The organism is Phenylobacterium sp., assembly GCF_030654915.1.
Lineage (GTDB): Bacteria > Pseudomonadota > Alphaproteobacteria > Caulobacterales > Caulobacteraceae > Phenylobacterium.
This window is the reverse complement of sequence record NZ_JAURWM010000183.1, coordinates 1-24,940: the sequence shown is the minus strand read 5'-3', so window position 1 is coordinate 24,940 and position 24,940 is coordinate 1. Positions and strand designations below refer to the sequence as shown.

The window sequence follows — 24,940 nt, the reverse complement described above, 5'->3', positions numbered from 1 at the left end:
CACCACCGCCGAGCACGCCATCGCGATGATGTTCGCCCTGGCCCGCCAACTGCCCGCCGCCGACCAGTCGACCCAGGCCGGCAAGTGGGAGAAGAACCGCTTCATGGGCGTGGAACTGTACGCCAAGACCCTGGGCCTGATCGGCGCCGGCAACATCGGCGGCATCGTCGCCGACCGCGCCAACGGCCTGAAGATGAAGGTCGTGGCCTACGACCCCTTCCTGTCGGCGGAACGCGCCGTGGAGCTGGGCGTGGAGAAGGTGGAACTGGACGAGCTGCTGGCCCGCGCCGACGTCATCACCCTGCACACCCCGCTCACCGACAAGACCCGCAACATCCTGTCGGCCGAGAACTTGGCCAAGACCAAGAAGGGCGTACTGATCGTCAACTGCGCCCGCGGCGGCCTGGTCGATGAAGCGGCCCTGCGCAAGGGCCTGGACGACGGCCACATCGGCGGCGCGGCCTTCGACGTGTTCATCGAGGAACCGGCCAAGGAAAACGTGCTGTTCGGCGCCGAGAACTTCATCGCCACGCCGCACCTGGGCGCCTCCACCATGGAAGCCCAGGAAAACGTCGCCCTGCAGGTGGCCGAGCAGATGAGCGACTACCTGCTCACCGGCGCCGTCACCAACGCCCTGAACAGCCCGTCGGTCACCGCGGACGAAGCTCCCAAGCTGAAGCCTTTCGTGGCCCTGGCCGAGCGCCTGGGCGCCTTCGCCGGCCAGATGGTCGACGTCGAGGTCAAGGCCGTGGACATCGCCTATGAGGGCGAGGTCGCCAACCTCAACACCCGTCCGCTGACCGCCGCCGCCCTAGCCGGCGTCCTGCGTCCGATGCTGGAAGACGTGAACATGGTCTCGGCCCCGGCCGTCGCCAAGGATCGCGGCATCACCGTCTCGGAAAGCAAGCAGGACGACTCGCCCATCTACGACAGCCTGGTGCGGATCACCGTCACCACCACCCTGGGCAAGCGTTCGTTCGCGGGCACGGTCATGGCCGGCGCGCCGCGCGTGATCGAGGTCAAGGGCATGGACCTGGACGCCCCGTTCGCCTCCACCATGCTCTATGTGAACAACCTGGATAAGCCGGGCTTCATCGGTGCGCTCGGCGCGCTGCTGGCTGAGGAAGGCGTCAATATCGCCACCTTCAACCTCGGCCGCGTCTCGGCCGGCGAGGACGCTATCGCCCTGGTCGGCGTCGACCAGGACCCGGCCGATGCGCTGGTCGCCAAGATCCGCGCCCTGCCGCACGTGAAAGAAGCCCGCACCCTGCGGTTCTAAGACTTTGCGTCCTCCTTCCCCGTGAGCTTTGCTGCGGGGAGGGAGGACGTATCCATGGCTGACAAATACACGCGCCCTGTCGCTGACGGGCGCGGACTATGGTGGACCGAGCGGCTTTGGGCCCTGGCCGCCGAGCTGCCGGTGATCTCGGTGAAGCTCGCTGACATTCCTGAATTCGAGCAGGACTGCTGGTTCGTCGGACGCCACGTTCCGACCATCCGCGAAGTCGCCAAGCACGCGCAGCGGATCGCCCAGGCCGACCCCGCCTATCCCGTCATCCTCTGCGCCGAGGGTAGGCTGATGGACGGTGGCCACCGCGTGGCCAAGGCCTGGATGGCCGGCCAGGACGAGATCATCGCCGTCCGTTTTCCAGTGACCCCAGAGCCCGACGAGATCCTGCCTGAAGGTTAGGCCGCCCTGGCGATGCGAGGTTCGGTCTCGGCCACGCCGGTGCGGAATTCGCCGATCATACGCGCGAGTTCGCCGGTCTCGCCGGCCAGGCCGTTGGCGGCGGCCGTGGCCTCTTCCACCATGGCGGCGTTTTGCTGGGTCACTTGGTCCATCTGATTGACCGCGACATTGACCTCGGCCAGGCCGGTGGCCTGCTCCTTGGCCGAGGCGGCGATGGTGGCGATCACCCTGTTCACCTCGGTCACCTGAACGACGATCCGCTTCAAGGCTGCGCCGGTCTCGGCGACAAGGCTGACACCCAGGCCGACCTGTTCGCTGGAGGTCGAGATCAGGGCCTTGATTTCGCGCGCGGCCTCCGCCGAGCGCTGGGCCAGGGCGCGAACCTCGGAGGCGACCACGGCGAAGCCGCGGCCGAACTCGCCGGCTCGCGCCGCCTCGACGCCGGCGTTCAGGGCCAGCAGATTGGTCTGGAAGGCGATTTCGTCGATCACCCCAATGATCTTGGCGATCTCGCCGGAGGAAGTCTCGATGGCGCCCATGGCGCTGACCGCCCGGTTGACCACGTCGCCGCCATGCTCGGCGTCGGTCTGGGTGGAGGCCATGGATTGCCGCGCCTGTTCGGCGCCGGCGGCGGTCTGGCGCACGGTGGCGGTGATCTGATCCAGGGCCGCGGCGGTCTCTTCCAGGCTGGCGGCCTGTTGCTCGGTGCGGCGGGCCAGATCGTTCGAGGCCTGGCTGATCTCGTGGGTGCCGGATCGGATGCCGTTGGAGGCGCCGGCGATACCGCCCATGGTGGATTGCAGCTTGGCGACGGCGGCGTTGAAGTCGGCCCGCAGCTGCTCGTACTCAGCCGCGAAGCTGGCGTTGAGGCGGAACGTGAGATCTCCGGCCGACAGATTCGACAGGCCCTGGGCCAGGGCGCTCACCACCTCCTGCTGTTCGGCGGCGGCTTTCGTATCGGCGACGCGCTTGGCTTCGGCGAGGCGTTCACGCTCCTGGGCGGCAGCGGCCTGTTCGGCGGCCAGCTTGGTCTCCAAGGCACGCTGGGCCTCGAGCTGGCGGTCGTGTTCACGCTGCGCCTGGTCCAGATTGCGGCGCCAGGCGAGCAGGGTGCGGATCAGGACGAACCAGCCGCCGGCCATCACCGCCGAGCCGACCAGGGTGAACATTAGGGAACGGTGCTGGGCGGCGCGCGCAGAAGCGACGACGGCGGCGGTCTCGGCCGCCAAGCCCTTGGCGAAGGCCTCGCCGCCGGCGAGGTTGATCTGCTTGGCCTGGGTGTAGGCGGGCCCGTCCAGGATCGCCTGGGCGTCGGCCGGCGTCGCCGCAGCTAGCGCCGCGTCCTCCAGCTTCAGCAGGTTCGCGTTCGCGGCGTCCGTCGTGGTCTTGTACTGGTCGCGAAGCGCGGGGCTGGCCAGGGCCTGGGCGTCCTCGACCGCCTTGTCGAACTTGGGCGACAGGTCGTCATAGCGGACCTTCCACTTCGGTTCGCCGGTGGCGGCGGCCAATCGAGCCGAGCTCGTCAGCGCCTCGTCCAGCCGGGCCATCTCGCCCAGCGCCTGCGCGCCCGCCGTGGCCCGTTCACTGGCCGCCGTCAGCTTTCCGCCGATGTTCTCGCCGGTCCAGATGAGCCAGGCAATCAGGCAGGTGGATACCGCCAGGACCAGGGCGATGGTGCGGGTCGGGAAACGAACTTCGGCGCTTATGGCTCTCTCTCGTCGCGCGGCGAGGATGGTGCGACTTCGCGGCGAGAACTCGCATCGCAGCGGCTAATCAGGTGTGAATGCGGCGTGCGGCGGCGGCGGGCATTTGGTCGCAGGCCGTGGCCCGGCCGCGGTTCTAGCCCCCCGATAGCGCCCCGAAAATCAGCACCTCGTCGCGGTCGCTGAGGCCAAGGCGCAGGTCCTGGGCGCGGTCGCCGTTGCGGAAGATCCGCATGTGGCGACGGATGCGGTCCTGTTCGTCCACCACCCGGAATTTCAGGCCCGGAAAGCGGGCGTCGAGATCGTCCAACACCTGGCCGATACAGTCGCCGGCCGCCTCCAACCGGCTGATCCCGTCGGTGTAGGAGGTGAGCTGCGAGGGGAGGAGCACCTGAACCATCAGACCCGAACCTCTAGAGCGGCGCCGCCACCACCGAATAGATCTCCGGCAGGTGCTGGGCGATGGTGCGCCAGGACCCGCCCTCGTCGTCGCTCATCCAGACCTCGCCATTGGTGGCGCCCAGATAGAGGCCGAGCGGCGCGGCCTGGTCGGCGCAGAAGGCCTGGCGCTTGACGGTGAACCAGCCCTGTTGCGTGGGAAAGCCCGCGTCCTGGCGTTCCCAGTTCGCCCCGGCGTCGCGGGTCCGGTAGACGGCCGGCTTGCCGCCCGGACTGGTGCGGGGCCAGACCTCGGTGCCGTCCATGGGGAAGACCCAGGCGGTGTCGGCTTGGCGGGGATGGGGAACGATGGTGAAGCCGATGTCGCCAATCTCTGCGGGCATGGCCTGGCCGATCCGGTCCCAGCGCTCGCCGGGCCGGTCCAGCCGGTAGATGCCGCAGTGGTTCTGCTGCCAGATGCGGTCAGGCATGGTGGGGGCTAGGGCGATGTAGTGGGCGTCCTGGCCATATTCCGGATAGGGATCGGGCATGAAATTCGCCTCGACGCCCTGGTTTAGCGGGGCCCAGCTGGCGCCCTGATCGCGGCTCTCGAACACACCGCCGGTCGAGGTGGCGATGTACATGTGAGCAGCGTCGCGCGGGTCGATCTGGATCTGGTTGAGCAGCGCGCCGTCCGGGGTCCCGCCGTCCGCTGGGCACCAGTTCCAGTACATCGGATGGTCGTTGAAGCCGGCGACGCTGTCCCAGGTCGCGCCGCCGTCGGCGCTGCGGAACAGACCGGGCGGCGAGGTTCCCGCCCACCAGACGCCGGGCTCGCTGGCGTGGCCAGGTTCCAGCCAGAAGCTGTGATCCACCGCGCGGGCCGGGGCGTCGCCGTTTGTCGCCACCTTGGGGAAGGCCGGCGGCTGCTGGGCCTCGGCCCAGGTCTGTCCGCCATCGGTCGAGCGGAAGATGGTGGGGCCAAGATGCCCGGTGGAAGCCGCCATCAGCAGCGTCTTTCCGTCGCGCGGATCGAGCACAAGGTGATTGACGATATGGCCCAGGAAGATCGGCCCTTGCACGGACCAGGTCCTGCGCTCGGGGTCGCTCCGGTAAATCCAGGCGCCTTTGCGGGTGCCGACGAGAAGCTGAACCGCGGCGGACATGGCGTCCTCCCTGTCAGGGTTTCTTGGCCCACCTTACACGATCAAGGTGGATCAATGGAAATCGCGGCTGCGGACCAGCCCGCCGGTGACCCGGCTGTGGATGCGCGGCGCCGGGCCGTCCTCCTCCTTCATTTCCGACAGCCGGTGCGAGAGGTCGGTGAAGCGGCGGGCGACCACGTGGACGACATTGCTCTCGCTTTGGACCTGGCCGTGCACCACCAGGAACGACGAGGTCATGACAAGTCGGCGATTAGCGTCGAAGGCGTCCTTCCAGACCACGATATTGGCGATGCCGGTTTCGTCCTCCAGGGTCAGGAAGGTGACGCCCTTGGCGGTGCCAGGCCGTTGGCGCACCAGCACCAGACCGCCGACCGTAACCAGCTTGCGGTCCCGCATCCGCGCCAGTTCGCGGGCTGGAACGGCGCCGAGGCTGTTCAGGCTCTCGCGGAAGAAGCCGACCGGATGGGCCTTCAGCGACAGGCTGGTGGTCCGGTAGTCCTCGGTCACCTCCTGCGGCAGGTTCATCAGCGGCAACTCCACCTGATGTTCGACCACCCCCATGGCCGCCAGCAAGGGCGCGGTCTTCAGGCTGCCGGTCTCATCGGCCAGGCCCTTCACCGCCCACAGCGCCTGGCGTCGGGTCAGGCCCAGGCAGGCGAAGGCGTCGGCCTCGGCCAGCAGTTCCAGCGAGCGGCGCGACAGTCCCGCGCGGACCGCGAAATCATCGATGCTGCGTACTCCCTCCTTGCGGGCGGCGACCAAGCGCTTGGCTTCTTCCTCGCTGAACCCCTTGATCTGCCGCAGGCCCAGCCGCACCGCGCGAAACCGGTCGTGCTTGGGCGAGGGTTCCAGCGTGCAATCCCAGTCGCTGGCCAGCACGTCAGGGCCGCGGACCTCCACCCCATGCTGGCGGGCGTCACGGACCAGTTGGGCCGGTTGGTAGAACCCCATCGGCTGGCTGTTCAGCAGCGAAGCCAGGAAGGCGTCCGGCCAGCGCCACTTCACCCAGGCCGAGGCGTAGACCAGCAGGGCGAAGCTGATCGCATGGCTCTCCGGGAAACCGTAAGAGCCGAAGCCCTCGATCTGCTTGAAGCAGCGCTCGACGAAGGCCGGGTCGTAGCCGCGGTTCTTCATGCCCTCCAGGAACTGGGTTTCGTAGTCGCCGACGTTGCCGTGATGACGGAAGGTGGCCATGGACCGGCGCAAACCATCGGCGTCGTCCTCGGTGAATTGCGCCGCCTCGATGGCGATCCGCATCGCCTGCTCCTGGAAGAGCGGTACGCCCAGAGTTTTCTTGAGAATGCCTTCCAGTTCGTCTTGCGGAAACTCCGAGCCTGGCCGGGGATAGTCGACGAGGTCTGGATCGTTTCGTCGTTTCAAATAGGGATGGACCATGTCGCCCTGGATCGGGCCGGGGCGGACGATCGCCACCTCGACCACCAGGTCGTAGAATTTGCGAGGCCTCAGCCGGGGCAGCATCGACATCTGCGCTCGGCTTTCCACCTGGAAGACCCCGACGGAATCGGCCTTGCAGAGCATGTCGTAGACGCCCTCCTCTTCCTGCGGAATGTGGGCGATGTCGGTGATCTTGCGCCTCACCAGGGGGTCGTCTTCCGGGATCATGTCGAAGCTCTTCTTCAGAGCCGTCAGCATGCCCAGCGCCAGGACGTCGACCTTCATCAGGCCGATGGCGTCGATGTCGTCCTTGTCCCATTCGATGAAGGTGCGTTCCTTCATGGCGGCGTTGCCGATGGGCACTGTCTCGTCCAGCCGCCTCTGGGTCAGGACATAGCCGCCCACGTGCTGGGAGAGGTGGCGAGGGAACTTGAGCAGTTCGGTGGCCAGGCGCACCGCTCGGCGGATCTCGGGATTGGCCGGGTCGAGACCCGCCTGGGTGACATAGCTGTCAGGCACTTCCTCGCCCCAGCTGCCCCAGATGGTGTCGGCCAGGGCGGCGGTGACGTCCTCGGTCAGGCCCAGCGCCTTGCCGACCTGGCGGATCGCCATGCGCGGCCGGTAATGGATGACGGTCGCCACGATGGCAGCGCGATCTCGGCCATAGCGGCGATAGACGTACTGCATAACCTCCTCGCGGCGGTCGTGCTCGAAGTCGACGTCGATGTCCGGCGGCTCGCCACGTTTCTCGGAAATGAAGCGCGAGAACAGCAGGCTTTGGTCATCCTTGGTCGGGTCGACGGCCGTGACGCCCAGGCAGAAGCAGACGCAGGAATTGGCCGCGGAGCCGCGGCCTTGGCAAAGAATGTCCTGGCTGCGCGCCCAGGCGACGATATCGTGGACGGTGAGGAAATAATTGGCGAAGCCCAGCTTCTCGATCAGGTCGAGCTCGTGCTGGATGGTCCGCCGCTCCTTGTCGCCCATCCCCTTTTCGAAGCGCCACTGCGCCCCTTCCCAGGTCAGGTCGCTCAGGTGCTGGATCGCGGTCTTGCCCGGCGGCACCGGCTCGTCGGGATACTCGTACTTGAGCTGTTCAAGGTCGAACTTGACCCGCTCGGCGATCTCGACGCTGCGTTCCGCCGCGCCGGGGAAGCGTTGGAAGAGCCGGGCCATCTCGGCGGGCGATTTCAGATGCCGCTCGCCATTGGCCTCCAGCCGCAGGCCGGCGTCGTGGATGGTGCAGGTCTCGCGGATGCAGGTCAGCACGTCCTGCAGGTTCCGGCGGTCGGGGCGGTGATAGAGGACGTCGTTGGTGGCGACCATCGGCGCACCGGAGGACTCCGCCAGCGCCGCCAGCCGCGAGAGCCGGTGCAGGTCGCGCGCGCCATAGGGGCGCGAGGCCGCCAGCCAGACGTCGCCGCGCAGGTCGCCGGCGATCTGGCGCAGCCGGCGTTCAAAGTCGTCATCCAGCTTGGCTGGCGGGACGACGAGGATGAGCTGGCCCTCGGAATGATCAGTGAAGTCGGCCCAGCGCAGGTCGCACTCGCCCTTCTCCGAGCGAAGCTGGCCCACGGTCAGCAGGCGGGTCAGGCGGCCATAGGCTTCGCGGTCGGTGGGGTAGCAGAGCAGGGACGGCGTATCGTCGGCGAAGTCGAGCCGGCACCCGGTCAGCGCCTTCACCGCCAGTGGCGTTCCTCTCAGCTTCCGCATCTGCGACCAGGCCCGCACCACGCCGGCCAGCGAGTTGCGGTCGGTGATCCCAATGGCCGCCATGCCCAGGACGCTGGCCTCGGTCACCAGCTCATGGGGGTGAGAGGCTCCGCGCAGGAACGAGAAATTGGTGGTGGTCTGGAGCTCGGCGTAGCGGGTCATCCGAATACCCCGTGCAGCCACCAGCGAGCTTCGACGCCGGCGCTGTAGAGGCCTTCGCGGAACACCCAGAAGCGCGCGCCGTCCTGGTCCTCGACCCGGTAGTAGTCGCGAACGTGGCTGACGCTGACTGTGTTGATGTCGGCCCGCCACCATTCGGCGCCGATCCGCTCGGGACCCTCGGCTTGGAGGACGCGGTGGATGCGCTTGCGCCACTGGAACTGGCGGGGGGGATCGTCGGGGGTGAGGGCCATGACATTCTCCAGCGGCTCGGGCTGGCGAAACAGGCGCAGGGGGCGGGGGGCTTCGGGGTTCCAGCCGGCGCCCATCACCGCCTTCATCGGGGCGGCGTGCCGGGTCGATTGTTCGGGCACGTGGCTGGCCACCGGCACGGCTTTCCAGACCCGGCCCTCGCCTAGCCGGTTGGTCAGCCGGTCGACCAGGGGGGCGAGGCCGTCCTCGACCGCGGCCTCCGCGCCGGTGTCGAGCCGGACCTGGCGGCCGGAAACCGGTTCCACCGCCTCGGCCTCCAGGGTCACCACGTCGATCCCGAAGCCGGGGTCGATAGTCTCCAGCTTGGGGGCGAACAGCTTGGCGATACGGGCCGGATCGCGGCCGGCCAGCGACAGGCCGATGGTTAGGGGAAAGGCTTTTCCGTCCAGCCGGTGGAAGGCGATGACGAAGCGCTTGGCGCCTTGGCCCTCCTGTTCCAGCCGGGCGCAAAGCTTGGCGGCGACGTCGAAGCTGACCCGTTGCAGGTCCTCCAGCACGCTGATCGGCTCGAAGAAGGCCAGCCGCGCGAACCAGGGGTGCGGTGGGCGGCGGAAGCTCAGGGCCTCGTCGGCCCGGCCCATGGCCTGATCCAGCCGGATCAAGGTCTGTTTGCCAAACCGGCGGGCCAGCGGCGCGCGCGGCAGGCCGATGATCTGGAATAGCAGGCGCAGGCCCAGCCGCTCCATCTGGGCGGCGGCCTGGGGCTCCAGCCGTAGAGCCGCAGGCGGCAGATAGGCCAGCAGGTCGGCCTGGCCGTTCGGCGGCGCGATGATCTCCACGCCCTTGCCGTGGTGAGCCAGGGCCCAGGCCGCGCCGGCCGTGTCGGCGATGGCGCAGCGGAAGTGCAGGCCGTTGGCGGCCAGCCGGGCGCGGAAGTCGGCCATGAGTTCGGCTTCCCCGCCCCACAGGTGCGAGACCCCGGAGATGTCGAGGAACAGTCCGTCGGGCGCGTCGGGCGCCACGGCGGGAGAAAACCGCACCGCCCAGTCAACCAGGGCGGTCAGGGCGGCGGCGTCCGCCTCCGGCTCGGCCTCGGCGGTGACGAGTTCGGGGACGAGGGCCATGGCGTCGGTGGCTTTTTGGCCGACGTAGAGGCCGGCGGCGCGCGCGGCCTTGTCCACCGCCGCCAGCCGGCGCGCGCCCTTCACCGTTTCGATCAGGCCGAACGGTTTAGGCGGACAGTCTGACGGGTTGCGCCGGCGCCAATTGGCGATCGCCCAGTTCGGGGACCAGGCGCAGAGGATGCGGGCCATGTCCGGCCTCCCAGGTGAATGCGGTTTGGGCCTCCATCAGCCAGGCGCCGGTTCGGCCGCCCCGGCAGCGTTCCAGTTCAACCCGCCAGCGTGGGGGGCCGAGACCAAACTCCCCCGGCCCGGGTTCGCTAGCGGCCGGGGCGATCTTCCATCGGGTGGCGGCCGCCGAGCCTGAGGCGGTCGTGCGCTCCTGCCCGCCATAGGGCCGGCGGCGGATCACGAAACCGGTTGAGCCGCGCTTCTCGCAGGCCAGTTGCAGGCGCCGGCCGGCGGTGAGATCAACCGCCTCCACCTCGGCGAACACGGCGGCGACGCCGACCGTGGCCAAGGCGTCCTCGGTGATGGCCAGGGCCTCGGCTTCGTCGCGGGCGCAGACCTGGATCAGCCGCTCGGCCGGAAAGCCCAGTCCGGCAAGCCCCGGCGCGAACAGGTCGTCGCGCCGCAGCACCCAGACGGCCTCGCCGCGCCGGGCGAGCGGGGCGGCGACCAGGGCGGCGAAGGCGGCCGGCGAGGCGGCGGTCTCCACCTCCATACCTGCCCCGGTGAACTCGTGCCATTGACCCAGAGCCAATCCGCCGCCCAGGAAACAGTCGTCGATCTGGGGTGCTCCGAAGGGCAGGGATTCAGAGTCCGACCGTCCGCCCGCCTCAAGGGCGGCGATCTTCGCCTTGAGCGCCGCCAGGCGGTCGTCGCGAAATTCGGACATGGCTCCTAGATCCTTTGTTCTTATTTTGTTCTAGAATTGGGAGCGAAAGAGTCAAGCACCTCACGGTGGAGTCGCCTTGACCTCGGCGCGGCCGCACCGAATGCTCGCCAGCCGTCGGGTCAGGGGAAACCGCCATGCTGCGAACAGGTGCGATCATTATGGGCGCGCTGGCCTTGGCCTCGGCGGCGCAAGCTCAGGACGCGACCGTGAAGGTCGAGAGCGGCGTACTGGCCGGCGCCCAGACCGACCGGGCGCGGATCTTCAAAAACATTCCCTACGCCGCCCCGCCGGTCGGCGACCTGCGCTGGGCCGCGCCGAAGAAGCCGCTCGCCTGGAGCGGTGCGCGCGACGCCACCCAGAACGGCCCCTCTTGCCCGCAACAGATGAAGCCCGACGGCACGCCCAACGAGGGCAGCGCCAACGGGCCGGTCAGCGAGGACTGCCTGCAGCTCAACGTCTTCGCGCCGCTAAAGGACAAGATCGAGGGCAAGGCGCCGGTCATGGTTTGGCTCCACGGCGGTTCGCATCGGTCCGGAGCGGGGTGGATCTATGACGGCCAGAACTTCGCCCGCGATGGAGTGGTGCTGGTCTCGATCAACTACCGCCTCGGGCCGCTCGGCTATTTCGCCCACCCGGCCCTGACCAAGGCCGCCGGCAAGTCCGAGGCGGTCGGCAACTACGGCCTGATGGACCAGATCGCGGCCTTGGAATGGGTCCAGCGCAACATCGCGGCCTTCGGCGGCGATCCGAATAACGTCACGGTCTTTGGCGAAAGCGCCGGCGGCATGAGCACGCTGGCGATCCTCGCCACGCCCAAGGCCAAGGAGCTGTTCCAGCAGGCGGCGGTGCAGTCGGGCGGCGGCTGGTTCGCGCCCTCAACCTTGGCCGGTAAGGAAGCCGCTGGGGTCGCCGTGGCCGCCACGCTTGGCCTGGATAACGCCACGGCCGCCGATCTGCGCGCCGTTCCAGCCGAGCGGCTGATCGCGCAGACCCTGACCGGCGACTATGGCCCGTCCGTTGATGGCCGGCTGCTCAAGGAAACCCCGTCCCAAGCCTTCGCCGCGGGGCGAGCGGCTGATGTGCCGTTGATCATCGGGGCCAATTCCGGCGAGGATTCGCTGATGGGCCGCAGCCTGCCGAACGCTTCGGCCCTGGCCGCCGCCATCCCGGCGCCCGCCAAGGCCGCCTATGTGGCGGAAGCCGCCAAGGGCGACGAGGCCCTGGTCCGCGCCGCCTTCGGCGACCGTTTCATGATCGCGCCGGCGCGCTGGATCGCGGCCGAGGCGGCGGGCGGCAAGCCGGCCTGGCTCTACCACTTCTCCTATGTCGGCTCGCGCTTCCGCCCGATGGGGGTGACCAGCGCCGCCCACGCCGCCGAGATCCAGTACGTCTTCGAATACTGGGGTCGCCGCACGCCCGAGAGCATGGTGGCGGCCGACGACAAGGCGATGGCCAAGCTGATGCACGGCTGTTGGGTCGCCTTCGCCAAGGCGGGCGCCCCCAGGTGCGATATCGCCTGGCCGGCCTACGATCCCGCCAAGGACCAACTGGTCGAATTCGGCGCGCAGAGCGGGGTGCGGGACGGCTTCCGTAGGGGCCAGCTCGACGTCCAGCAGGCCGCCGCCCTGCCGACCTTGAGCTTGCCGGCGAACTGAATCGCTACGCTCGGCGTTTCCTGACTCTGATCAGATCTCGGAGTCCGGACATGGCCGCGCGCCCCACCTGGCAAGGCTATTTGCGCCTGTCGCTCGTCAGCTGCCCCGTGGCTCTATACACGGCCACCTCGCGCAGCGCCGATGTGTCGTTCAACATGCTGCACAAGGCGACCCACAACCGTATCCGGATGATCCCAACCGACCCGGACACCGGGCCGGTCGAGCGCGCCGATATCGTCAAGGGCTACGAGATCGAGAAGGGCCGCTACGTCGTCGTTACCGACGAGGAGATCAAGAACGTGCGGTTGGAGACCACCCGGACCATCGACATCGAGCGGTTCGTGGATGAGGCGCAGATCGACCGGCTCTATTGGAACGACCCGTACTTCCTGGCGCCCGACGGCGAGATGGCGGTCGAGGCCTTCAGCGTCATCCGTGAGGCGATGAGCGGGGCCGGTAAGGTGGCGCTGGCCCGCGTGGTCATGCACCAGCGCGAACGGGTGATGGCGTTGGAGCCGCGTGACCAGGGCATCGTCGCCTACACCATCCGTTCCAATAGCGAGGTGCGCGATCCTGCCGAGTTCTTTGGAAGCATTCCGGACGTCAAGGCCGACACCAAGATGGTCGCCATCGCCGAGAAGATCATCGATCAGCTTGAGGGGCCGTTCGACCCCAGCGAGTTCACTGATCGCTATGAGACCGCGCTGCGCAAGCTGATCGCGGAAAAGGAAAAGAACCACGGCGTGGTCGCGCCGGTGGCCGAGCCCAAGGAGGCCGAGGTCATCGACCTGATGGAGGCGCTGCGCCGCAGCCTGGGCGAGGGCGGTTCAAGGCGCAAGACCACGCCCCGCGCGGCTGAGAAGAAGCCAGCCGCAAGAAAGACGCCCGCTCGGAAGCGGGCGTCTTAGCTCTCCTGCTCTCCCTCGGGAGAGGCCGGGTTTTCCCCACCAGTTCGTCATGGCCGGCCTCTTGAGCCGGCAATCCATAGACTCCGCGATGGGTTTCTCGGCGTCTATGGATCCCCGGGACAAGGCCCGGGGATGACGATTTGTGGAGGGGAGGAGCCCCTACTGGAACATACCGACGACGATCGAGCTGATCAGGCCGGTGGCGGCGGCGGCTAGGACCACGTCGTTGTCGACGCGGGTGTAGTAGTAACCGCGGGGCGGCGCGCGCAGGCCGTAGTGGCGATAGTCGACCCGGTAGCGCTCGGCCCGATACGACGGCGGCAGGCGGTCACCGCGGTTCCACTGACGATAGGTGTAGCCGGGCGGGCGCTGATAGGCGTTGGCGCGATAGCGGCGGTCGGCCTTGCGGACGTCGCGGTCGTACTTGCGCTCGGCCTTGTCCATCCGGCGGTCGTACTGCTGCTCGACCCTGCGGTCGTCACGGTGATCGCGATGATCGTTGCGGTAAGGCTGGGCGTTCGCGGCCCCGGCGCCGACCAGGACGGATAGGGCGACGGCGGCGGTCAGGATCTTCTTCATGGCGATCTCCTTACTCAAACTGTTGGAGACATCATGAGGGGCGCCCGCTGAGCCTAAGCTGAACCGTTCTGTTTGGGTTAGGTTCATCCCCGCGCCACGTATGCGGCGGAGTTGTTTCAGCCCAGACGCTTGATGGCGGTTTCCAGCGATCGTTCGCTGTCGGTGTAGTCAGCCCAGGCGGTGGTTTTCTTCAGCAGGACGGGGGCTGTGCGGACCGTGTAGCGCAGCGGGTCGAGGCCGGCCTTCACCTGGCTCCAATTCAGCGGGAAGGAGACGCTGGCTCCCTCCCTGGCCCGCGGCGACAACGGCGCCACGGCGGTCGAGAGCCTGTCGTTGCGCAGATAGTCCAGGAAAATCCGGCCATCGCGCAGCTTCTTGGCCATGTTGACCACGTAGCGGTCCGGCTCGTCGGCGGCCATCTGCTCGCAAAGCTTCTTGGCGAAGGCCTTGGCGGTCGGCCAGTCCAGCTTGCCCTTCGGCGGGCTGAGCGGGGTCACGACATGCAGCCCCTTGCCGCCGGTGGTCTTGCAGAAGGCGATGAGGCCCAGTTCCTCCAGCCGGTCGCGCACGTCGCGGGCGGTGGCGACCACGTCGTCGAAGGTCACGCCCGGGCCGGGGTCGAGGTCGAAGATCAGCCGGCCGGGGATCTCCGGCTCATGCGGTCGACAGTTCCAGGGGTGGTATTCTGTAGCCCCGATCTGGGCCAGGGCCGCCAGGGCCTCGACCCTATCCACCTGCAGATAGGGCGCGTGATCGCCGCTGACCTCGACTTGGTTGATCAGGGGGGAAGAGCCCTTGCCGGCGTGGCGCTGAAAGAACTGCTCGCCGCCGATCCCGTCCGGCGTGCGGATGATCGAACAGGGGCGGCCCTCTATGTGCCGCATCATCCACGGGCCGACCTCTTCGAGGTAGCGCGCCAACTCGAGCTTGGTCACCGGCTCGGGCGAATCCGCCGAGTTCGGCCACAACGCCTTGTCGGGGCTGGAGATGGTCACGCCCATGACGACAGGTTCGCCCATGCTGGACTTTCCTTTCTTGGCCGGTGGGCGCGGGGTGGGCTCGGCGAGTTCGGTGTCCTCGGCGGGCGCCGGCGTTTCGGCTTCCACCTCTTGGGCCGGCTTGTCCTCGCGCAGTCCCTTGAACGCGGCCTGCCTGACATTGCCGTCGCCGGTGAAGCCCGCGAATTCGATCTCGGCCACCAGCTCGGGCTTGGCCCAGTGGACGTTGGCGGCCTTGGACGGGGCGTTCGGCCCTTTGAACGGGCTGGCCCGGGCGGCGACCGCCTCTAATTTCGGCAGCACGCGGGCGACCGTCTCGCGTCCAAAGCCGGTCCCGACCCTGCCGACATAGACAAGCCGCCCTTCGCGATAAACGCCGGCCAGCAGCGAGCGAAGCTGGCCCTTCTCGCCGGTCCACCCGCCGATCACCACCTCGTGGCCCGCGCGGCACTTGGCCTTGGTCCAGCTTTCGGAGCGCCCGGAGCGATAGGCGGCGTCCAGTCGTTTGGAAATAATGCCTTCCAGGTTGAGCCGGCAGGCTGATTGCCAGACCGCCTCCCCGGAGGTCTCAAAGTGTTCGACGTAGCGAAGCCTGGGATCGCCTGCTTTCAGCACCAGCCTTAGGGCTTCCTTGCGATCGCGCAGCGGCAAGCCGCGCAGATCATCGCCGCCGGCAAACAGCAGATCGAAGGCGAAATAGATCAAATCCTCCGTCTTGCCCTCGGACAGCGCGGCCTGGAGGGCATGAAAACTGGGCTGGCCCTCGTGGTCGAGCGCCACCGCTTCACCATCCAGAATGCAATCGGGCAGAACGGACGCAGCCCCGGCTATCGCCTGAAACTTTTCGGTCCAGTCGAGCCCCTTGCGGGTGCGGACGACAGCCTTGCCGCCTTCGACGCGCAGCTGCAGGCGGTAGCCGTCGAACTTGACCTCATGGCCCCAGCCAGCGCCGTTCGCCGGCCGTTCGACCGACTTGCAAAGCTGTGGTTCGACGAAGCGGGGCGGCGGCGCGGGTTTCAGCTTCGGCGCCGGAGGGGCGGCCAGCGGCTTGGACGGGCGCGCGACCGATTTGGGCTTGCTCTGCCACACGTCGTCGGCGCGGGCCTTGGCCTTGCCGGCCTTCATGAACGGAGTCGGACCCTTGCCCTTGCCTTCGGCGATAGCCTCCATGGTTCGGCCAGACGCGACCGAGGTGGCGTTTTCGGTCAGCAGGGTCTCGCCGTCGCCCTCCTTGGCGAAGTCGTCGCGATGCTTGATCAGCAGCCAGTTGGTGGCCTTGCCGCCGTTGCGATCATGCTTCATGCGCACCAGAACGAAGCCGCCGTGCAGGCGCTGACCTTCCAGCACGATCTTCAGATCGCCCTTTTCCAGCCCCTCATGCGCGTCGGTTCCGGGCTCGGGCGCCCAATAACCCCGGTCCCACAGCATGACCGAGCCGCCGCCGTACTGACCCTTGGGGATCGTGCCTTCGAAGTCACCGTAGTCGAGGGGATGGTCTTCGACCTCGACCGCCAGCCTACGATCGTGTGGGTCGAGGGAGGGACCCTTGGTCACGGCCCAGGACTTGAAGACCCCGTCCAGTTCCAGACGGAAGTCGTAGTGCAGTCTCGTCGCCGCGTGCTTCTGGATCACGTAGCGCAGCTGTTTCGAGGGGGGCGCCTTCTCCCGGCCGCTGGGCTCCGCCGTCCGGGTAAAGTCTCTCATGGACTGATAGCGGGCGAGCTTGTTCGCCATAAAGCGGTCCCTCGGCGGCTTTGCGATGGACGCCTGGCCGGATGGCGGCGAGCGCGCCGACATAGGCGTCGCGCCAAGCGGTGACGTCTTCGCGCTGAACGTTGTCGAAGAGAGCGCGCCACCGCTCGATTCGCTCCGCCAAATCCATGTTGAGCGCCCGGTTCAGCGCCTCGGCGATATCCTCGGGACTGTTCGGATTGATCAGCAACGCCTCGGGCATCTGGTTGGCCGCGCCGGCGAACCGCGACAGCACCAGCACGCCCGGATCGTCCGGATCCTGGGCGGCGACGAATTCCTTGGCGACCAGGTTCATGCCGTCACGCAGCGGCGTCACCAGCCCAACCTTGGCGGCCCGATAGACGCCGGCCAGTTCGTCGCGGCGATAATTGCGGTTCACGTAGCGGACTGGGTTCCAGTCGATATCGGCGTATTCGCCGTTGATGCGGCCGGACAGGGCGTCCAACCGAGCGCGGATCTCCTGATAGGCCTCGACGCCCTCACGGCTGACCGGCGCGATCTGCAGCATCAGCACCTCGCGGCGCAGGTGCGGGTGATCGGCCAGCAGGCGCTCGAAGCCGAGAAAGCGCTCTTCCAGCCCCTTGGAATAGTCGAGCCGGTCGACCCCCACGATCATCTTGCGGAAGGCCGTATGGGCCGTCATCACGTCATAGGTGCGGTGGGCGCGTTCGGAATTGACCATCTCGCCGAACTCGGCCGCGTCGATGCCAATCGGGAAGTCTCCGACCTGCACCGTGCGGCCAAAGGCGCGCAGGGTGCTCGTGCCGACCGCGACGCCGTCGGCCTCGCTCAGCACATATTCCTCGAACGCCTGGCGATATTCCGGGGTCTGGAAGCCGACCAGGTCATAGGCGAACAGCGCCTCCACCAGCTTCTTGTGGCGGGGCAGGGTGGTGATCAGCTGGTGGGCCGGCCACGGGATGTGCAGGAAGAAGCCGATGCGGTTCTTCACGCCCAGGCGGCGTAGTTCGCGCGCCAGCGGGATCAGGTGATAGTCGTGGATCCAGATCAGATCATCCGGCTCAATCAGCGGACGCAGGGTCTCGGCGAAGCGCCGGTTGACCCGCTCATAGCCCTCGTTGAACGAGCGGTCGTAGGCGGTCAGGTCCTGCCGATAGTGGAACAGCGGCCACAGCGTCTTGTTGGCGTAGCCGTTGTAGTACTCGTTGAGGTCGGCTTCCTCGAGGTCGACGGTTGCGACCGTCACGCCTTCGACCCGCTGCAGGTTCAGGTGGCCGGTGAACTCCGGCGTGGTCTTGCCGCTCCAACCGAACCACAGGCCCGAATACTCGCGCAGCGCCGCGGCTAGCGCCATGGCCAAGCCGCCCACCGTTTCGTCGCCCTTGCCGGTCGGCGGGTTGACGCGATTGGAGACGACGATCAGCCGGCTCATTCGGCGGCCTCCAGCCAGGTGAGGGCGGCTTCGACACCCTCCATGCGATAGGTCGCGGTGGTCTTGCGCGCGGGGCCGACCAAGATCCCGTAGCCGCCCAGTTGCCGGGCGGCGAAGAAGCCGTGCTCGTCGGTCAGGTCGTCGCCCAGGAAGATCGGCCGGGCGCCGCGGAACGGCTCCTCGGCCATGAAGGCGCGGATGGAGTCGCCCTTGCTGGCGCCAGGGGTCCGCAATTCCACGACCATGTCGCCCGGTTGCAGGGTGAGGCCGGTGGTGGTGGCGATTCGTTCAGCCAGGTCGATGACCTCGGGCGCGCGGTCCGGCGCCTGACGATAGTGCATGGTCAGGCTGAGCGCCTTATCTTCGATCAACAGGCGGGCGTCGCGCTCGGCGAATTCGCGCAGGGCCGCTCGCGCCGCGACCAGGCCGGGATGGGGCGCGGCCTCGCCGATCACCCCCTGGGCGTCGCGTCGGACCAGGCCATGGATGGCGGCGACGCAGGTCACCCGGCTTTCAAGGATATGGTCGATTTCCGAGAGCGAGCGGCCGCTGACGACGGCCAGTCGACCCTCCAGCCGAACGCCCAGTTTTTGCAACAGGTCGGTGCGGCGCGGATCGGGACGAACATCCTCCGGCCGCTCGGCGATCGGCGCCAAGGTGCCGTCCAGATCAAGGAAGAGGGCGGCGCCGCTCAGCGCCAGTCGTTCCGGGGGCCTGCTCAGCCCGACACTCAGTTCATCTACGCTCATGTCTACTTTCGTCCGGCGGCCACGAAGAACGTCTGCGGCGGCGGTTCGATCCAAATTCCTCGGGGTCCAACAGAATGAACCCGTGAGAAGGGCTTGACGTTGCATCCTCGAACGTCGCTATGCCCCCCTGATAGTGCAATCTCGCGAAAAGGTGACACCGATGGCAGAGCAGCCTCTCGCCGATGTGATCGTTCTGTTCGGCGGCACGGGCGATCTCGCCCAGAAGATGCTCTTCCCCTCGTTGTACTCGCTGGACGCCGACGGCTTCCTTGCTGACCGCTTCGCGATCATAGCCACGGCGCGGGCCGAGATGAGCCGCGAGGCCTTCGTCGCCGAGGTCAAGAAGTCCGTCGGCGCTCGCGCCGACCTCGACGCGAAGGTCTGGGCCCGGTTCGAGCAGCGCCTGAACTATGTCGGCGCCGACGCGACGACGCCGGAGGGGATGGCTGAACTGAAGGTCGCGCTCGGCGAGGCGCGCATTTCGATCTTCTATCTGGCGCTGTCGCCCAGCATCTACGGCCGGGTCTGCGGGGCTCTGGCCCAGGCCGGGCTGGCGACGCCCAAGACTCGCATTGTACTGGAAAAGCCGATCGGCCGCGACCTGGAGAGCTCCAAGGTCATCAACGGCGAGGTGGCCGAGGTCTTCCCGGAAGACAGCATTTTCCGGATCGATCACTACCTTGGCAAGGAAACCGTCCAGAACCTGCTGGCGTTGCGGTTCGCCAACACCCTGTTTGAGCCGCTCTGGAACAACCTGACCATCGACCACGTGCAGATCACCGTGGCCGAGACCGAGGGCGTCGGCGATCGCTGGCCCTACTATGACGAATACGGCGCCCTGCGCGACATGGTGCAGAACCACATGCTCCAGCTGCTGTGCCTGGTGGCGATGGAGCCACCCTCGGACATGGAGCCGGACTCGGTCCGTGACGAGAAGGTCAAGGTGCTGCGCTCGCTGCGACCCGTGACCCGCGCCGACGTTCAGACGGTCAGCGTGCGCGGTCAGTACGCTGCGGGCATGTCGGGCGGAGCCTCGGCGGGTGGCTACGAGGCCGAACGCGGCCAGCCGACCGACACCGAGACCTTTGTCGCCCTGCGCGTCGACATCGACAACTGGCGGTGGGCCGGCGTTCCGTTCTTCCTGCGGACCGGCAAGCGCCTGCCTGAGCGTCGCACTCAGATCGCCATCCAGTTCAAGCCGGTGCCGCACTCGATCTTCGATGGCGCGGCCAAGGCCGACCTTGCCGCCAACCGTCTGGTCATCGACCTGCAGCCGGACGAGGACATCGAACTGCTGCTGATGAACAAGGCGCCCGGCTTGGCCGAGCGCGGGATGCGTCTGCAATCGCTGCCGCTGTCGCTGTCGTTGGCCAAGGCCTATTCCGGCCCCAACGCTCGGCGGCGCATCGCCTATGAGCGGCTGATCCTCGACGTCATCCAGAACAATCGCACGCTCTTCGTGCGCCGTGACGAGGTCGAGCGGGCTTGGGAATGGATCGATGGCGTGGCCGAGGCTTGGCGTGAATCGGGCATGGCGCCCAAGCCCTATGCGGCCGGCAGTTGGGGTCCGGCCGGCGCCTTCGCGCTGATCGAACGCTCGGACCGCGCCTGGTACGACTGAGGTCCGGGCGGGGGCGCCTGTCCTCGCCTGCTCCTCGCCCCCGCTTGCGGGGGAGAGGCCGGGTGAGGGGGAGCGGCCCCTGCCGCCGCGCCGTCGATGGAGCGTAAAGCGCCGCTGCGCAACGCCCCCTCACCTAACCTCTCCCGAGGGAGAGGAATTCAGGTCGCGGCATCCGCGGCTGGACGCCAAGCTCCCACTTTCGGTTATCACCGATAACCTATATTGATTTCAGTCAAGGAGCCGAACTGTACGGGGTGAAACCCTGGCGGCGAGGGGATGCGGGAAACCGCCAACAACAAAAGACTGGGAACGATGACAGGGACGGAAACGCTTGCCGTGCAGGCAAAGGCCAAGACTCAGCACTTCGACGTCATCATCGTCGGGGCGGGAATTTCGGGGGTCGGCTCAGCCTATCACCTAATTCAGCAAAGTCCGGGGACGAGCTTCACGGTGCTGGAGAGCCAGGAGAGCTTCGGCGGCACCTGGCATACCCACCGCTATCCTGGCATCCGATCCGACAGCGACCTCTACACCTTCGGCTACCGCTTCAAGCCGTGGAAGGGCACGCCCATCGCCACGGCCGAAGAGATCCTGGCCTATATGGGCGAGGTCATCGACGACCATGATCTGGCCCGTCACATTCAATACAAGACCAAGATCACCTCGGCGCGCTGGTCCAGCCAGGACAATCTGTGGACTCTGGAGACGGTGCGGACCGACACCGGTGAAACCGCGTCCTTCACCACCAACTTCCTCTGGATGTGCCAGGGCTATTTCCGGCATTCGGAAGGCTACACGCCCGAGTGGCCGGGGATGGAGACCTATAAGGGTCTGATCGTCCACCCGCAGACCTGGCCCGAGAACCTGGACTACAAAGGCAAGAAGGTCGTCGTCATCGGCTCGGGCGCCACGGCCGCGACCCTGGTCCCGGCCATCGCCGCCGACGTCGAGCACGTCACGCTGCTGCAGCGTTCGCCGACCTATTTCATCCCAGGCCGTAACGCCAACGAACTGGCTGACACCCTGCGCGAGCTGGAGATCGACGAGAACTGGGTCCACGAGATCGTCCGCAAGAAGATCTTGTTCGACCAGGCCGCGTTCACGCGCCGGGCTCTCGAAGAGCCGGAGTCAGTCACCAAGGATCTGCTGGCCGGCGTTCGGGCCTTCCTGGGCGAGGACTACGACGTCGACAAGCACTTCACGCCGCGCTACCGGCCCTGGCGCCAGCGCATCGCCTTCGTGCCGAACGGCGACCTGTTCCAAGGCATCGCCTCGGGCAAAGCCTCGGTGGTCACCGACGAGATCGAGGCCTTCACGCAGAACGGTATCCTGCTGAAATCGGGCGAGACGCTGGAGGCCGACATCATCGTCACCGCCACCGGCTTCGACCTCAATGTGCTGGGCGACATTGATTTCCACATCGACGGCAAGCCGCTCGATTTCTCTCAGACCGTGAACTACCGCGGCATGATGTTCACTGGCGTGCCGAACCTGATCTGGGTGTTTGGCTATTTCCGCGCCAGTTGGACGCTTCGCGCCGACCTGATCGGCGACTTCGTGCCGCGCCTGCTCAACCACATGAAGGCCAAGGGCGCCAAGCGGGTGGTTCCGGCTCTACGCCCCGAGGACAAGGACATGGTCCTGGAGCCGTGGATTGATCCGGAGAACTTCAATCCTGGCTACCTGATGCGTGGCATGCACCTGCTGCCCAAGAGCGGCAACAAGCCGGAGTGGCGCCACACCCAAGACTACTGGGCCGAGAAGGACGAACTGCCGGCCATCGATCTCGACGACAAGGCCTTCGTCTACGAGTGACCAGGACCTCCGCGCCGGTTCGTCCCGGCGCGGAGCTTCTTAGCCACAAAGGCCAACTTGACCGTCGTCCAAGTCCAGGCGGAAGCACTGGCGCTCTCCGCTTTCGCAGTCGGTTAGCTGGACTTGGATCTCGCCTTGCGCGTCGGCGGCGGGCCGCCATCGCTCGATGAAGGCGAAGGCCGCGTCCTCGAAACTCTCGCCATAGACTTCATGTGTCGCCTTGCGATCCTCGTCGGCCGCGTGGGCCTCGAAGCGTCGAAGGACTTCGGTCATGTCTCTCATGGGCCGCCTTTCCGCGTCACCCCTAAGGAATCCATGATTCGCCAAAAGGATTCAGCGCACCGACGACCAGGGCCGCGATAGCATGGTCGCGCAGTTGATCAGCCCGACCAGCGAGTAGGTCTGCGGATAGTTGCCCCAGAGCTCGGCGCCGTCGAAGGCGATGTCCTCCGAGAGCAGGCCCGCGGCGGTTCGCCGCTCCAGCATTTCCTCGAACAGGGTCCGGGCCTCCTCTGAGCGTCCCGAGAGGTGCAGGGCCTCGATCAGCCAGAACGTGCAGATGTTGAAGGCGGTCTTCGGCTCGCCGAAGTCGTCGGGAATGGCGTAGCGCAGCATGTAGGGGCCACGCCGCAGGCCCTTCTCGACCGCGGCGATGGTGGCGGCCATGCGCGGGTCGTCCGGACTGACGAAGCGCACATCGACCAGTTGCAGCAGGCTGGCGTCCAGTTCGTCGCCGCCGAAGGTCGCGGCGAACCGGCCCAACTCCTTGTTCCAAGCCTTCTCCTCGATGGTCGCGCGCACCGTGGCGGCGCGGTCGTTCCAGAAGTCGGCGCGATCGGTCAGGCCTAGCTTGGCCGCCGCATTGCCCAGCCGGTCGCAGGCCGCCCAGCACATCACCGCCGAGTAGGTGTGGACGTTCTCCCGCCCCCGGAATTCCCATAGGCTGGCGTCGGGCTGGTCGTGGAGTTCGAAGGCGCGGTCGCCAATCGGCTCCAGACTGCAGAAATCCTCCACCGTGGCGGGCCGGAAAAGGCGCTCGTCGAAGAAGGCCTGTACGGTCGACAGGACGATTTGTCCGTACACGTCGTGTTGCAGATGCTCGTGGGCCTGGTTGCCGACCCGCACGGGTCCCATGCCGCGATATCCGGCCAAGTGCTCGGCGAACCGTTCGGTCAGCGAGGGCTCGAGCCCGACGCCATAGAGCGGCTGGACGTGGCCGCCCTTGGAACGGTCGATGATGTTGCGCAGATAGCCGAGATAGTTCTCCAGCATATCGGCGGCGCCGAGCCGGTTCAGCGCCTGCACCACGTAATAGGCGTCACGCAGCCAGCAGTAGCGATAGTCCCAATTGCGCTGGCTGCTCTCGTGCTCGGGGATCGAGGTGGTCAGGGCCGCGACGATGGCCCCGGTTTCCTCGTGGGCGCAGAGCTTCAGGGTGATCGCCGCGCGGATCACCGCCTCTTGCCACTCCAGCGGCACCGATAGGGTCCGCACCCAACTGCGCCAATAGGCGGTGGTTTCCTTGAGCATGCGCTCGGTGGTGGCGGTGAGATCGGCATCAAACCCCTCGTCGGGGCCAAGGAACATCGAGACCGGTTCCTCCAGCCGGAACAGCCGCTCGCCGCTGATGTGCGAGATCGGCGCGTCGGTGGTCATGCGCAGGGTCATCTCGCCGCCCACGAAACGGATGTGGTTTGAGCCGTTGGTTCGGTCGGCCGGCCGCTCTCCCCAGTTCACGGTCGGGCGCAGCTTGATGCGGATCTTCGGAACTCCGAAGATCGGACGGATCAGGCGGATGAAGGCCATCGGGCGGTAGATCCGCCCGAACTGCCGGTAGCGCGGGCAGAAGTCGATGACCTGGGCGACGGCGCCGGCCTTGTCGGTGATCTCGGTGACGAGGATCGGAGTGTTGCGCAGATAGCTCTGGCGGACGCTGGCCTGGTCTTCCAGTTCCACCGCCCAGTAGCCCTGGGCGTCGGCGTGCTCATCCGGATCGCCGCTCAACAGCGCTGAGAACGCCGGATCCCCGTCGACTCGGGGCACGCAGGCCCAGACAAGCCGTCCGGCCCGATCTATCAGGCCGCTGGCCGCGCAATTGCCGATGGGGAACAGGTCAAGGCTTTGGGTCATCTGGCTGCAATCCGCGAAGCTGGCTTCGGTTCAGGAATGAGCCGCGCAAAGGCGGCGGCACTGGGGCGGTGGCCGGTGATCGTAACGTTCAATGGGGAAAGGTTCGCCATGTTGTCGCGTTGGATCATATTGCGCGCGGGCGATCTCGCGTCGGCGACGAACGGGTATAGACACCGGTTACCCGCGCACTTCTCGGAGGTCAGATGATCCGCGCCCGCCGCGCTCGCATTGTCGCCACGCTTGGCCCCGCCAGTCGCGAAGCGTCCAAGGTCATCGAGCTCGCCACCGCGGGGGCCGATGTCTTCCGAGTGAACTTCAGCCACGGGACCCATGCTGACCACGCGCAGACCATCGCCAATGTGCGCGCCGCCGAGGCCGCCGTCGGCCGGCCCTTGGCGGTGCTCGCCGACCTGCAGGGTCCGAAGATCCGTCTGGGCGAGTTCGCCGACCGGATGGTGCGCCTGAGGCCCGGCCAGGACTTCCGCCTCGACACCTCGCCCATGCCTGGCGACGCCTCGCGGGTGGGCGTGCCGCTGGTCGAGGTGTTCGCAGCCCTGGTCCCTGGCTCCGATATCCTGCTGGACGACGGCCGGGTGCGGCTGAAAGTCAGGAGCTGCGGTCCGGGTTTCGCCGAGACGGTGGTGATTTCCGGCGACCAGCTTTCCAACCACAAGGGGCTCAATCTTCCCGGCCATGCGATCCCGGTCCCGGCCCTGACGCCGAAGGACCGCGAGGATCTGGCCTTCGCCCTGAAGGAGGGCGTCGACTGGATCGCGCTCTCCTTCGTGCAGCGCGCCTCGGACATGGCCGAGCTGCGGCAGATCGTTCAGGGCCGCGCGGCCGTGCTGGCCAAGATTGAAAAGCCCGCCGCGCTTGAGGCGCTCGATGAGATCCTGGACCTCTGCGA

18 protein-coding genes and 1 pseudogene are annotated in these 24,940 nt (G+C 67.1%); 7 read left to right on the top strand and 12 right to left on the bottom strand.

From position 1 onward, the window contains the following. A partial coding sequence (gene serA, locus Q7T84_RS09540; RefSeq protein ID WP_304808145.1) for a phosphoglycerate dehydrogenase occupies positions 1-1,279 on the top strand: 1,279 nt, incomplete at its 5' end. A gap of 54 nt (positions 1,280-1,333) precedes the next feature. Continuing rightward, on the top strand, positions 1,334-1,690 hold the full coding sequence (locus Q7T84_RS09535) for a hypothetical protein (protein ID WP_304808140.1): 357 nt from the start codon (positions 1,334-1,336) through the stop codon (positions 1,688-1,690). On the opposite strand, the gene Q7T84_RS09530 is transcribed toward Q7T84_RS09535, so the two are convergent. The 6 genes from Q7T84_RS09530 to Q7T84_RS09505 all read right to left on the bottom strand — a co-directional run bounded on the left by Q7T84_RS09530 (position 1,687) and on the right by Q7T84_RS09505 (position 10,433). Continuing rightward, positions 1,687-3,237: a methyl-accepting chemotaxis protein gene (locus Q7T84_RS09530; protein ID WP_304808137.1), complete on the bottom strand. Its 1,551-nt coding sequence runs from the start codon at positions 3,235-3,237 to the stop codon at positions 1,687-1,689. The two genes, Q7T84_RS09535 and Q7T84_RS09530, sit on opposite strands and share 4 nt — an antisense overlap. 292 nt (positions 3,238-3,529) lie before the next feature. Next, positions 3,530-3,793 carry a MoaD/ThiS family protein gene (locus Q7T84_RS09525; protein WP_304808135.1) on the bottom strand — a complete coding sequence of 88 codons (264 nt, stop codon included), beginning with the start codon at positions 3,791-3,793 and terminating at the stop codon, positions 3,530-3,532. 13 nt (positions 3,794-3,806) lie between these two features. Further along, positions 3,807-4,937, bottom strand: coding sequence for a sialidase family protein (locus Q7T84_RS09520; RefSeq protein WP_304808132.1), 1,131 nt, complete (start codon positions 4,935-4,937; stop codon positions 3,807-3,809). A gap of 51 nt (positions 4,938-4,988) precedes the next feature. Next, the gene (locus Q7T84_RS09515; RefSeq protein WP_304808147.1) at positions 4,989-8,210 is read right to left on the bottom strand and encodes an error-prone DNA polymerase; all 3,222 of its coding nucleotides are present in this window, start codon (positions 8,208-8,210) and stop codon (positions 4,989-4,991) included. Next, positions 8,201-9,727 carry a DNA polymerase Y family protein gene (locus Q7T84_RS09510; RefSeq protein WP_304808130.1) on the bottom strand — a complete coding sequence of 509 codons (1,527 nt, stop codon included), beginning with the start codon at positions 9,725-9,727 and terminating at the stop codon, positions 8,201-8,203. The genes Q7T84_RS09515 and Q7T84_RS09510 overlap by 10 nt, the downstream gene beginning before the upstream one ends. Further along, on the bottom strand, positions 9,645-10,433 hold the full coding sequence (locus Q7T84_RS09505) for an ImuA family protein (protein WP_304808128.1): 789 nt from the start codon (positions 10,431-10,433) through the stop codon (positions 9,645-9,647). The genes Q7T84_RS09510 and Q7T84_RS09505 overlap by 83 nt, the downstream gene beginning before the upstream one ends. 134 nt (positions 10,434-10,567) lie before the next feature. On the opposite strand from Q7T84_RS09505, the gene Q7T84_RS09500 reads away from it, so the two are divergent. Further along, positions 10,568-12,088, top strand: a complete 1,521-nt coding sequence (locus tag Q7T84_RS09500; RefSeq protein WP_304808126.1) for a carboxylesterase/lipase family protein — start codon at positions 10,568-10,570, stop codon at positions 12,086-12,088. A gap of 50 nt (positions 12,089-12,138) precedes the next feature. Then, positions 12,139-12,996, top strand: a complete 858-nt coding sequence (locus Q7T84_RS09495; RefSeq protein ID WP_304808124.1) for a Ku protein — start codon at positions 12,139-12,141, stop codon at positions 12,994-12,996. 159 nt (positions 12,997-13,155) lie between these two features. Here the strand turns inward: Q7T84_RS09495 and Q7T84_RS09490 are convergent, their stop codons facing one another. The 4 genes and pseudogenes from Q7T84_RS09490 to otsB form a co-directional block, all read right to left on the bottom strand. Next, entirely contained in the window at positions 13,156-13,575 is a 420-nt protein-coding gene (locus Q7T84_RS09490) for an RcnB family protein (RefSeq protein ID WP_304808122.1), read from the bottom strand. A 116-nt stretch (positions 13,576-13,691) separates the two neighbouring features. Then, entirely contained in the window at positions 13,692-16,277 is a 2,586-nt protein-coding gene (gene ligD / locus Q7T84_RS09485; protein ID WP_370653641.1) for a DNA ligase D, read from the bottom strand. Between the two features lie 88 nt (positions 16,278-16,365). Then, positions 16,366-17,718 (bottom strand): annotated as a pseudogene (locus Q7T84_RS09480) (trehalose-6-phosphate synthase); the annotation flags it as partial. Then, positions 17,715-18,467, bottom strand: coding sequence for a trehalose-phosphatase (otsB, locus tag Q7T84_RS09475; RefSeq protein WP_304808118.1), 753 nt, complete (start codon positions 18,465-18,467; stop codon positions 17,715-17,717). The pseudogene Q7T84_RS09480 and the gene otsB, both read right to left, overlap by 4 nt. Before the next feature lie 160 nt (positions 18,468-18,627). Between otsB and zwf the strand changes: the two genes are divergently transcribed. Both zwf and Q7T84_RS09465 read left to right on the top strand, forming a co-directional pair. Next, positions 18,628-20,088: a glucose-6-phosphate dehydrogenase gene (gene zwf, locus Q7T84_RS09470; RefSeq protein ID WP_304808116.1), complete on the top strand. Its 1,461-nt coding sequence runs from the start codon at positions 18,628-18,630 to the stop codon at positions 20,086-20,088. A gap of 312 nt (positions 20,089-20,400) precedes the next feature. Next, entirely contained in the window at positions 20,401-21,903 is a 1,503-nt protein-coding gene (locus tag Q7T84_RS09465; RefSeq protein WP_304808114.1) for an NAD(P)/FAD-dependent oxidoreductase, read from the top strand. 39 nt (positions 21,904-21,942) lie between these two features. Here Q7T84_RS09465 and Q7T84_RS09460 read toward each other — a convergent pair whose 3' ends face one another. Next, positions 21,943-22,176, bottom strand: coding sequence for a DUF5961 family protein (locus tag Q7T84_RS09460; RefSeq protein ID WP_304808112.1), 234 nt, complete (start codon positions 22,174-22,176; stop codon positions 21,943-21,945). A gap of 60 nt (positions 22,177-22,236) precedes the next feature. Beyond that, positions 22,237-24,033, bottom strand: coding sequence for a glycoside hydrolase family 15 protein (locus Q7T84_RS09455; protein ID WP_304808110.1), 1,797 nt, complete (start codon positions 24,031-24,033; stop codon positions 22,237-22,239). Between the two features lie 203 nt (positions 24,034-24,236). Between Q7T84_RS09455 and Q7T84_RS09450 the strand changes: the two genes are divergently transcribed. Next, on the top strand, positions 24,237-24,940 hold a 704-nt coding region (locus Q7T84_RS09450; RefSeq protein WP_304808108.1), incomplete at its 3' end, for a pyruvate kinase.

What these genes read in the sequence shown, in the direction of transcription:
- Q7T84_RS09500 (WP_304808126.1), top strand. Translation starts at nt 10,568, where the DNA reads ATGCTGCGAACAGGTGCGATCATTATGGGCGCGCTGGCCTTGGCCTCG.
- Q7T84_RS09520 (WP_304808132.1), bottom strand. Translation starts at nt 4,937, where the DNA reads ATGTCCGCCGCGGTTCAGCTTCTCGTCGGCACCCGCAAAGGCGCCTGG.
- Q7T84_RS09505 (WP_304808128.1), bottom strand. Translation starts at nt 10,433, where the DNA reads ATGTCCGAATTTCGCGACGACCGCCTGGCGGCGCTCAAGGCGAAGATC.
- Q7T84_RS09495 (WP_304808124.1), top strand. Translation starts at nt 12,139, where the DNA reads ATGGCCGCGCGCCCCACCTGGCAAGGCTATTTGCGCCTGTCGCTCGTC.
- otsB (WP_304808118.1), bottom strand. Translation starts at nt 18,467, where the DNA reads ATGAGCGTAGATGAACTGAGTGTCGGGCTGAGCAGGCCCCCGGAACGA.
- zwf (WP_304808116.1), top strand. Translation starts at nt 18,628, where the DNA reads ATGGCAGAGCAGCCTCTCGCCGATGTGATCGTTCTGTTCGGCGGCACG.
- Q7T84_RS09530 (WP_304808137.1), bottom strand. Translation starts at nt 3,237, where the DNA reads ATGGCCCGGCTGGACGAGGCGCTGACGAGCTCGGCTCGATTGGCCGCC.
- Q7T84_RS09465 (WP_304808114.1), top strand. Translation starts at nt 20,401, where the DNA reads ATGACAGGGACGGAAACGCTTGCCGTGCAGGCAAAGGCCAAGACTCAG.
- Q7T84_RS09510 (WP_304808130.1), bottom strand. Translation starts at nt 9,727, where the DNA reads ATGGCCCGCATCCTCTGCGCCTGGTCCCCGAACTGGGCGATCGCCAAT.
- Q7T84_RS09525 (WP_304808135.1), bottom strand. Translation starts at nt 3,793, where the DNA reads ATGGTTCAGGTGCTCCTCCCCTCGCAGCTCACCTCCTACACCGACGGG.
- ligD (WP_370653641.1), bottom strand. Translation starts at nt 16,277, where the DNA reads ATGAGAGACTTTACCCGGACGGCGGAGCCCAGCGGCCGGGAGAAGGCG.
- Q7T84_RS09490 (WP_304808122.1), bottom strand. Translation starts at nt 13,575, where the DNA reads ATGAAGAAGATCCTGACCGCCGCCGTCGCCCTATCCGTCCTGGTCGGC.
- Q7T84_RS09535 (WP_304808140.1), top strand. Translation starts at nt 1,334, where the DNA reads ATGGCTGACAAATACACGCGCCCTGTCGCTGACGGGCGCGGACTATGG.
- Q7T84_RS09455 (WP_304808110.1), bottom strand. Translation starts at nt 24,033, where the DNA reads ATGACCCAAAGCCTTGACCTGTTCCCCATCGGCAATTGCGCGGCCAGC.
- Q7T84_RS09460 (WP_304808112.1), bottom strand. Translation starts at nt 22,176, where the DNA reads ATGACCGAAGTCCTTCGACGCTTCGAGGCCCACGCGGCCGACGAGGAT.